This is a genomic window from Candidatus Limimorpha avicola (assembly GCF_056978975.1).
Window position 1 is genome coordinate 39,393 of sequence record NZ_DBMCYK010000021.1, and the last position, 9,776, is coordinate 49,168.

A 9,776-nucleotide genomic window follows, 5' to 3' on the forward strand; every position below is an offset into this window, starting at 1 on the left:
TACTTTTATGGAGAAAGTGTCAAAAATGCAGATATTGGCAATATTGATGGCTGATCTGTTACTAAGATGATGAAGAAAGTCGGTGTCTCGAAAAACATGAAATTCAATATATTAATGTAGAGACATCGTATATGGAGTCTCTACGATATGTTGATAAAATAACATGACATTTTGTTATTGTTACGGCAGTGTTTTAATCGAATTTCACATCAGGATTCATCACTGCAGGGCTATGCCATTCAATGCCGTATTCTTCTCTTAGAATGCGTGTCTTTTCATCCCATAATGTATGACAGAATCCTCTTCCATGTGGAATACCTGCAAGGTTCTCATAAGTTCTTTTATCTACTTCATCAATTATCTCTTCCCATTGTTGAGTCCATTCTACAGGGTCACTCTTGAGATGTTCCGAAGTTGAAATATATTCGAGTTTATTGTTGTCGGCATAATAGATATTACGTTCAAGGTCGCTGATTTCTGAAAGAAGATATTCCGAAGTTGACATTTCATGATCGCATTTCGCCTCAATGCGATGTACGACAAGCAGGAAAAATCTTAAAAATCTCACTCTTAGTCTCGGATGGTTCAATACGAATTTTTCCATATCGCTTACGGCGGAATATAGATGATTTAAAAGATGGTCGAATCCCTCGAGAGGTTCGGCATAGAAAAGAAATTCCCGCACAAGAGCGGCATTCTCCCATTCCCTTTCTTTTTTGTCGTGGTTTTCTTTCGCTATGAATATGCAGCACCTCATGCCTTCTAAAAGGATGTCAAAACTTTCATCGTTTCTGGGCTTGGTGATGTCTTTTGCTTTCTGACGAACTGCTTCAAGTTCAGCGCGATAGTCTTTTGTTTCCATAGTGTCGTGTAATTGATATTTTATTTGCAAAAATAATAATATTTTTAATATTTTGATTAAAAATAATCATTATTGTCCGATATTATTTTTAAATTCCTTTTTGATATTTTTAAAATCAAATTTATATATTATAAATCAAACAAAGTGATTATATTATTTTTATATTGATAATAAATCAATTTATAATAATTTATAGAAATTCAATATATTTATAAATGTACAAACGTCATATTATGGCGTATCTACAATTATAGCGTTTGAACAGTATGTTGATAATATGATATTAATGTTTTAAGTAAATTTTTTATATAAATTTTGTATTATTATTTTTTACCGTATATCAATGAAAAATAATTTAAAATGAAATAATAAATACATATAATATCTATGTAAAAAATATCTTTTGTCTAATTTAAAATGTAAATATATGATAGATTATTTAAATTGCTAATAATATCAATATTTAATATTGAAATCAAATAATAATAGATTTGCACTTTTTACAGGTATGGTTATTGTCATAGATAGATGAAATATCATATTTTTTATTATAGATGTCATAAAAGATAATTTTTTATCACGATATTTGTATGTTAATTTTTGTAAATAGTTTCTTTATGATGTAATTATGGTACTGTTATAATTTGCTATCTTTGCGGCATGAAAATAGGAGAAATTGTTTTTAAGCGGTATCCGTTGTTTTTAGCACCTATGGAAGGCGTCACCGATGCGCCATTCAGGCTTGCGTGCAAACGTTGCGGGGCCGACATGGTGTTTTCGGAATTCATCTCTTCCGACGGGTTGATACGTGACGCGGTGAAGAGTGTTCGTAAGTTGGGTTTTAATGAGGAAGAGAGACCTTTTGGAGTTCAGATTTTCGGTAACAATGTCGCTCCTATGGTGGAGGCTGCCGTATATGCCGAGAGATATCAGCCCGATGTTATTGATATTAATTTCGGGTGCCCTGTCAAAAAGGTGGCTTCCAAAGGTGCAGGTTCCGGTATCATGAACGATATCCCTAAGATGGTGGCTATCACTGATGCTGTTGTCAAAGCTGTCAGGACTCCGGTCACTGTCAAGACTCGTTTGGGATATGATAGTGAACATCGTGACATAGTAGAGATAGCGGAACGCCTACAGGATGTAGGCATTCAGGCTATTACCATACATGGCAGATTGCGTACCACCAAGTGGAGCGAGCCGGCAGACTGGACATTGATTGGTGCAGTGAAAAACAATCCGCGCATGACAATACCTGTCATCGGCAATGGCGATGTGGTAGATGCTGCTTCTGCTAAGTTCTTTATTGACAACTACGGCGTTGATGCCTTGATGATAGGTCGTGCCACCTATGGTAATCCCTGGATATTCACCGAGATACATGAATATTTGGAAAATGGTGTGCTCCTGTCCCATCCTACTGTTCAACAACGTGTAGAGGTGGCTAAAACTCATCTTGTAGATTCTTTGAAAATCAAAGATGAATATTATGCAGTAATAGAGATGCGCAAACATTGGAGTCTTTATTTTAAAGGGTTTCCTGATTTCAAACAGTTTAAACTCAGGTTGATGGAGGTGAAGACTGTATCGGAGGTTTTTGGGATATTGGATGAGATTTATGCTTTTTACAGTTATTTGTTATGATAAAAAAGCATGTAAGTTCATGTTTTTATTATACTTACATGCTTGTTATATAAAAATATTTTGATTTATCAATATAAAATTTATTTACAAATAATAAACCCACATATTAATTGATAATGTAATAATATCGTTATTTTTGTTCGTGTATTATGTCGAAGTCTAAGTCTTCGCGCAACAAACCGTTTTCGAAGAGGTTCACTACTCGAGAGCCTCGTAACAGATGATATGTCAACATACCCATTTTCTGTGCGCTTAATATGTTTTCCGGAGTGTCGTCAATGAACAGAGTTTCTTCGGGTTTTAAATCATAATGGTCGAAAATATAGGTGAATACATCAGGATCCGGTTTCATCAGATGAAGATCGAACGAGAAAAACGACTTGTCGAACAGGTTGTCGAACTCTCTGTATCCGAAACGCAGTTGAAGGTCTCTCACAAACATGTCATAATGTATCTCGTTGGAGTTGCTCATGAGATAGACATGATAGTTAGGTTTCAAATTTTTAATTAGATTGATACGTCTTTCCGGTATATCATATAACATGGAGTTCCATATATCGTCGAATTTATTCTTGTTTAATGGCATGTTGAGGAACGAACACACCTTTTTTCGGAAAGTCTCAGCCCTGATGATGCCTTTTTCGAACTGGTTCAAGATGTTAACGAACTCCGGTTCCTTGAGACGCTGAAAGTCTGTGAATCCATTGTCTTTCAAGTTGTTGACTACAGCATTGGGGTCAATGTCAATGATGACGCCTCCAAAGTCAAATATGATATTTTTTATCGTCGAAAAAATTTTTTTCATTTTTTTATTTTTTTTGTTTGTAATTCGCTACAAAGTTGTAAATTTGCAGCGGAAAAAACAAGGAATTATTAAAAAATTTTTTTGTTGATAATCCGGCTCCTATAGCTCAGTTGGTTAGAGTAGCTGACTCATAATCAGTTGGTCCCAGGTTCAAGTCCTGGTGGGAGCACTTTACTGAGAATCCCTGCCATAATCAAGGTGGGGATTTTTTGATATAAATACGCAGTATTATGGATGAAATACAGAATAATCAGGTTACTCAGCTGTCAACTCTCGGAGAATTTGCGCTCATAGACAGGTTGACGAAAGACATTAAGATTTATAATGCCGGTACTGTCAAAGGCATTGGCGATGATGCCGCCGTGATAAGTAACGAAGAAGAGACTTTGGTGTCGGTGGATATCTTGGTCGAAGGTGTGCATTTCGACATGACATATACTCCGTTGAAACATCTCGGCTACAAAGCTGCTGTCGTGAATTTCTCCGACATCTATGCCATGAACGGCACCCCTACCCATGTGGTGCTGGCTCTCGGGTTGTCGAGCCGTTATTCTGTCGAGGCTGTAGAGGAATTTTATTCCGGTTTTCGTCTTGCTTGCGACCGTTATCATGTTGACCTTGTCGGCGGAGATACTACCGCAAGCAAGGCTGGTTTGTTTATCTCTGTGACTGTCATTGGCAAAGCTAAAAAAGATGATATTGTATATCGTGACGGCGCGAAACCGAATGACTTGTTATGTGTCAGCGGTGACCTCGGCGCCGCTTATGCCGGATTGCTTATTCTCGAACGTGAGAAGGCAGCTTTCATGGCTGACCCTGATATGCAGCCGGAACTGCATGGTTATGATTATATCCTTGAACGCCAGCTGAAACCTGAGGCTCGTAAGGATATCATTGCTTCTCTCGCTCATGCCGGCGTGAAACCTACTTCCATGATTGATGTTTCCGACGGACTCGCTTCGGAGATATTGCACTTGTGTAAACAGTCTAAAGTGGGTTGCCGGCTGTATGAAGATAGAATACCTCTCGATGCCAAAACCGTTGAGGTGGCTAAACAGTTTAATGTGGTGCCAAGTATTGCGGCTCTTAATGGCGGTGAAGACTATGAACTGCTGTTTACCATACAACAGTCTGATTATGACAAGATTAAAGTTATGAAAGATATTTCCGTGATAGGCTATATGACTGCCGATGAAGGAAAAGCAGAACTCATAACTCCGGATAATCATGTGATTTCTCTCGAAGCTCAGGGATTTAAACATTTTTAATATAAGGTTTCCTTATCTTGCCTTTTGTTGTTGACTTGTCCGTGTTTGCCTGTTTTTCTTTAAAAAACATGACAGTCCGATTTCTGATTCTGTTTATTTAGTGTCTGAAAGTTTTTATAATCAATGATTCATAATTGTTTTCGGTCCTTATGGAATTATATTTACATGAATAGACGTCATGTTATGGTCTTTACTACATTTTGATAAATTAATTTGTGTATGAATTAATTGTCTATCAAATAGAATATATCTGTAAAGCGTTTTTTGCCGGACAACAATGTCTTTTTGTGTCCCTTTGAAACGTTATCTAATGCAGTATGGATATTCCGTATAATATTAATAGGTGAACGTTTTTGTCCGTTGTGATATCTGGTCATGGAAAAATTTGTTTGCATTGGCCACGAAACCGTTTTTGAAAAACAGGAAATATCTTAACAATTACTGTATATAAGAAATATTCTGTAGAATTAAAATATGTAAAGGCAATATTGTCTGTTAACTTATATTTTAAAAAAAAAGAAAATTATATCAAAAAAAATTGTAAATTTGCATCAGCTTATCATAGATTTATGAGAAGATTGATATCCTTTATAGTACTTGTAATTTGTCTTATGGCATTAGTGTCCTGCAAACAACGTAGGGAAGCGATAAGACAGCTCGGCTGTGCACAGATGATAATGGAGACAGCTCCGGACAGTGCGTTGGTGTTTTTAGATTCCATAAGGTCTCATCCCGGAGTACTCGACAAGAGACACCGCATGGAATACGAAACAGCCATGGTGCAGGCAAAATACAAATGTTACAAAGACATAAGTGAGGATACAGCCGTATTCGAAGCACGTCGGTATTTTGTTAAGACAAAAGACTATGGACAACAAGCGCTTGCAGCACTATACAGCGGATGTGTGTATGAGGAACGGGGAGAATACGAGATGTCGATGGAGGCCTATAAAGAAGCGATGAAACCGGCGACGATCGTGGGAGATTCTTTGATAATGGCGAGAATACAGCAATGTATTGGCTCGTTGTTGTACTCGCATGGTTTATACGGAGAAGCGTTGAAATCTTATAAGAAAGCCGCTGAGATATGCAGGTCCATACCTGAGAAACAGGCCCAATATTATGGAAACATGGGAAGATGTTTCATCTTAATGAAAGAAAACGACAGTGCTTTCTATTATTATAGAAAAGGTATAGACTGTGCAATACGGAGCGATAACAGTGAAACCCAAAGTATTTTGCTGCAAAATCTGAGTGTTTTGTACAGAGAATGCCAAATGTATGATGAAGCATTGTCAACCCTCAGGCAGTCTTTACAGTTGAATCCGGATGTGAAGAAATATCCTCAGTATAATTTGAATTTTGCTGAGATATACAATCTTTTGAATCAAAATGATTCGTTGACATATTATATAAATCTTTTGAAGAATGATTTGGAGTATATTGAAGACAAACCTTTATTGACAGGTATATATTCCATATTGTCGGAATATGAGATGCAGAGAGACAATTACGATTCTGCATTATATTATCAGGCAAAACGTTCCGAGATGGTTGAAGATATATATCAGGAACAGATGGAACAAAGTGTTTACGAGATACAGCAGAAGTATGATTTTGAGGCAGAACAAAACAGAAATAATGTACTGCTTCTGAACCGTAAAAATAAAATCGTAGTCTTGACGGTATTTCTTCTAATTGCTTCCATACTTATCATATTTTTTTGTTTCCGTTTGATAAACAATCGCAAGAATGAATCGTTTCTGATGAAGAAAATGATTTATCTTGAACATGAAAACACCGAACTCAATGAACAGAAAAACGATTTGAAAAAAGAGATAGCTGTTTTGAATCAGGAGAAAACCAAACTCGAGAAACAAAACAACAGTCAATTTAACGAAGACAGAATCAATTATATACAATTACAGATAGAACAACTGCATTCAGAGCTCGAGTTGACTACGGAACAACTCAAGGAAAACACACAGTGGAGAACTTCTTTGATGTGCAAAATTGCCATGGTTGACAAAAATATCAAAAACAACGGTAGAAACATTCATTTTGAACAGATTAAGAAATATGTTTATGGAGGAAATATCTCCACTTGGGAAGCCATAGTTAAGTTAATTGAAAAGTCATATCCCAATTTGTCTGATAACATACGGTTGAAATTTCCCGAGTTTAATGAAAATGAATTTCGTGTGTGTATTCTTTCGTTTATGCCGTTTTCTGTACAGGATGTTGCGGATATCTTGGATATAAGCACAAATACCGTTGGAAAAATCCGTTCCAACATCAGAAAGAAAATTAAAATGAAAAAAACGAGAGGAAGCATTTCTGATGAAATCATGAAAATTTTGGAACAAGATTCTGAAATCTGAGGTTAAAAACAGTCGGAATATACCATTTGAAACGTTGTCAGACATCAAAAAAGTCTGTACAAGAAATTTTGTATCTAATTTAATATCAATGATATACATTTTTTTATCCTTAAAAAAGTCTGTATATAGGCCGCAAGGTTGATATTTCTGAGTTTTTTTTATATATTTTTGAGACGTTAAACGATAAATTAAAGTATATGAAAAAAAAATTATTATTTTCTATTTTGTGTTCCTTATTAATAATAACGGGAACATACAGCGCCAAATCGGAAACTTCTTACAGACAAAATGAATGTTTGTGCAGATTGGATTCCGAAACACTTGTTATAGAATTGGAAGGAAAACTCATTCATAAAAATTCAAGGGGGACATCCATAGAGGCGACACAAAACGGGAGTGTACTGCAGGTGACATTCAATGAGGATTTTGGGGAAGTGACAATAATCATTGAGAATATTTCCGGAGCTGAGGTTTACAACAATGCTATAGACAGCGGAGTAGAGAGAAATGTGTTTATACCTCTTGCAGGCTATTCTTCAGGAAATTATATGATAACGTTTATTACCATGGAGGGAACAGCCTCCGGCAGTTTTGTCATATAAATAAAATGATGCAAGTCATGAAACACATAATGAAATACATTGGGTAAAGTCTCCGCAATAAACAAGTGTGCCGCCGTTTGCGGAGACTTTCAACAGTTGACAAAAAACAATTTGAAGTAACTCATTGTTATGAGAATAATGAAAGTGTACATCATGAAAAAAGCAGATAAAAGACAAAATTATAAAATATCAATAAAAAATTAATGTCATGAAAAAATTATTTTACGGGAAAAAAGTAATTATGCTATTTATTATAATGGCAATGATAAGTTTAACTACAACACAAGCACAACTTGTAAATACAAATCCTGATCCTAATGGTGCCCCATGGATTGCAGGAGATGCAATTATAGATTCTTCTTTAGAAGTGTTAAGTGAAACGATTACAATATTTCCAGAAGTTCTTTCGAGAGACCTCCCTTATGCGGTGAATAATTCTAATAATATTTATATGCCACCAATTTTTGATCAGGGTAGTACGGCTTCATGTGTTCAATGTGCGGAAATAGGTTATGTTTTATCATATGAATTGAATAGATTATATAATGTGAGTTCAGGAACAGGATGGTATGGAAATAACAATTTTGAGAATTTATATCATCCTTTTTTTACTTATAATTTTTTGAATGGTGGTAATGGAGGAAGTCTCACTTCTTATAAATCAGGTTTTAACATTGTAAAAAAAGTTGGTTGTCCTGAATTAGAAGACTATTATGATCCTGTTCTGAATCATAACTCGTTTTCACAAAATTCGTTGGCAATGAAATATTGGATGAGTGATTATGAAAAATATAAAAATGCCATGTCAAATAAAGTGATATCAATTGGAAATTTATATTGGGATTCTACTTATGAAAGTTTAAATGAAATAAAGCATTGGATTTCAAACCACAATACAACAACTGACAGCATTGGTGGGTTGGCAATAATTCAAGTATATATGGGAAATGGATATAAAATAACAAATATTCCATATGGACCAGAACAAAATAAAAAAATTATTCGTTCATGGGCATCAAGTGGAGGTCACGCTATGACTATTGTTGGTTATAATGATAGTATATGTGCTTATGATATTAATGGTGATGGTATATTTAAAAATGAAGATATTAACAATAATAATGTTCTTGATTTGAGTGAATGTGAAAAAGGTGCATTTATTCTTGCTAATAGTTGGGGAGAGTATTGGGGTAATGATGGATATATATATGTGCCATATTATTTATTTAAAGATGGTCTTCAGGGTGGTACTAAATATGCTTATACATGTAATGTGGCGGAATATGAAACACAACTTATTATTAAAGCTAAAATTAGTTGTACAGAAAGAGGAAGCCTGCAAATTAAGTTAGGAAAAAGTAATAATTCAATGTCAGTTTATCCAACAGAGTTTTTAGCATATAAAATTTTCAATTATCAGGGTGGAGATTATTATATGAACGGTCTTGATGATACTCCACTTGAAGTAGCTATTGATTTTGAGGATAATTTGGGGATTAATAATATTGGTAAAATCTTTTTACAATCTGAAACAAGAAACGTTCATACATACAATCCTAATAAATGGTTTATCCAAGATTTTTCCATTATAGATTATAGATGGAATGAAGAGTTTCAATTAGATTGTCCGATAACATATAAAACAATTGAAAATAATTCCACGACAACTTTAGGAATAGAATATGATTTATTACCATTTGATACAAATATTACTGATTCAACATATTCAACCAATAAAGTTGCTAGACGTACAATAAATACGGCTGATGGATCGGTAATTACAATGGATAATATGAATCTTGATATGTATGGTACTGATTTATATGATTGTGAATTTGTTATTGGAGCTGGTTCTGCATTGAATATCCAGGATACAGTATCGATAGTGGCAAAAAGAGGAAAATGTCGTATGGTAATAAATGGTACCTTAAAAATACTTGGCAAGAAAGTAAAATTTAAGGCAGAAGAAGGTGCAGAAATGGAAATAATTGTCAATACAGACAATTTTAGTTTCAACAATGTGACTTTTGACAATTGTAAACTTACTCTGACAAAGAGTCATATAAGTTTTTACAATTGTGATTTTATAGATACTCCAATCGCTTTTGAATCATATTCTGAAAGAGTCGATTCTTCTTCCATTGTAATTTCCAACTGTAATTTCAATGTTAATAATGACACGATGAATTATGCAATAAATATTCATAATGTTCA

The 9,776-nt window shown here is 34.7% G+C and carries 7 protein-coding genes and 1 tRNA gene; 6 read left to right on the forward strand and 2 right to left on the reverse strand.

The window, feature by feature from the left end:
• Positions 1–193 precede the first annotated feature (193 nt).
• Positions 194–862 (reverse strand): hypothetical protein, encoded by a 669-nt coding sequence (locus tag ACZOVS_RS09070; protein WP_483996910.1) that lies wholly within the window; start codon positions 860–862, stop codon positions 194–196.
• 660 nt (positions 863–1,522) lie between these two features.
• On the opposite strand from ACZOVS_RS09070, the gene dusB reads away from it, so the two are divergent.
• On the forward strand, positions 1,523–2,506 hold the full coding sequence (gene dusB / locus ACZOVS_RS09075; RefSeq protein ID WP_483996911.1) for a tRNA dihydrouridine synthase DusB: 984 nt from the start codon (positions 1,523–1,525) through the stop codon (positions 2,504–2,506).
• Positions 2,507–2,636: 130 nt separating this feature from the next.
• On the opposite strand, the gene ACZOVS_RS09080 is transcribed toward dusB, so the two are convergent.
• Positions 2,637–3,311, reverse strand: coding sequence for an HAD family hydrolase (locus tag ACZOVS_RS09080; RefSeq protein ID WP_483996912.1), 675 nt, complete (start codon positions 3,309–3,311; stop codon positions 2,637–2,639).
• A 95-nt stretch (positions 3,312–3,406) separates the two neighbouring features.
• Between ACZOVS_RS09080 and ACZOVS_RS09085 the strand changes: the two genes are divergently transcribed.
• The 5 genes from ACZOVS_RS09085 to ACZOVS_RS09105 all read left to right on the forward strand — a co-directional run.
• Positions 3,407–3,480, forward strand: a tRNA-Ile gene (locus tag ACZOVS_RS09085).
• Between the two features lie 61 nt (positions 3,481–3,541).
• A complete protein-coding gene (gene thiL / locus ACZOVS_RS09090) occupies positions 3,542–4,579 on the forward strand; it encodes a thiamine-phosphate kinase (RefSeq protein WP_483996913.1) in 1,038 nt (345 codons plus the stop codon).
• Positions 4,580–5,148: 569 nt separating this feature from the next.
• The gene (locus tag ACZOVS_RS09095; protein ID WP_483996914.1) at positions 5,149–6,960 is read left to right on the forward strand and encodes a tetratricopeptide repeat protein; all 1,812 of its coding nucleotides are present in this window, start codon (positions 5,149–5,151) and stop codon (positions 6,958–6,960) included.
• A gap of 197 nt (positions 6,961–7,157) precedes the next feature.
• On the forward strand, positions 7,158–7,562 hold the full coding sequence (locus ACZOVS_RS09100; protein WP_483996915.1) for a DUF3244 domain-containing protein: 405 nt from the start codon (positions 7,158–7,160) through the stop codon (positions 7,560–7,562).
• Positions 7,563–7,770: 208 nt separating this feature from the next.
• The coding region (locus ACZOVS_RS09105; RefSeq protein ID WP_483996916.1) for a hypothetical protein at positions 7,771–9,776 on the forward strand (2,006 nt) is incomplete at its 3' end.

Bases quoted from the DNA above. Each gene is read 5' to 3' on its own strand.
- dusB (WP_483996911.1), top strand. From the start codon at position 1,523: ATGAAAATAGGAGAAATTGTTTTTAAGCGGTATCCGTTGTTTTTAGCA.
- ACZOVS_RS09080 (WP_483996912.1), bottom strand. From the start codon at position 3,311: ATGAAAAAAATTTTTTCGACGATAAAAAATATCATATTTGACTTTGGA.
- ACZOVS_RS09070 (WP_483996910.1), bottom strand. From the start codon at position 862: ATGGAAACAAAAGACTATCGCGCTGAACTTGAAGCAGTTCGTCAGAAA.
- thiL (WP_483996913.1), top strand. From the start codon at position 3,542: ATGGATGAAATACAGAATAATCAGGTTACTCAGCTGTCAACTCTCGGA.
- ACZOVS_RS09095 (WP_483996914.1), top strand. From the start codon at position 5,149: ATGAGAAGATTGATATCCTTTATAGTACTTGTAATTTGTCTTATGGCA.
- ACZOVS_RS09100 (WP_483996915.1), top strand. From the start codon at position 7,158: ATGAAAAAAAAATTATTATTTTCTATTTTGTGTTCCTTATTAATAATA.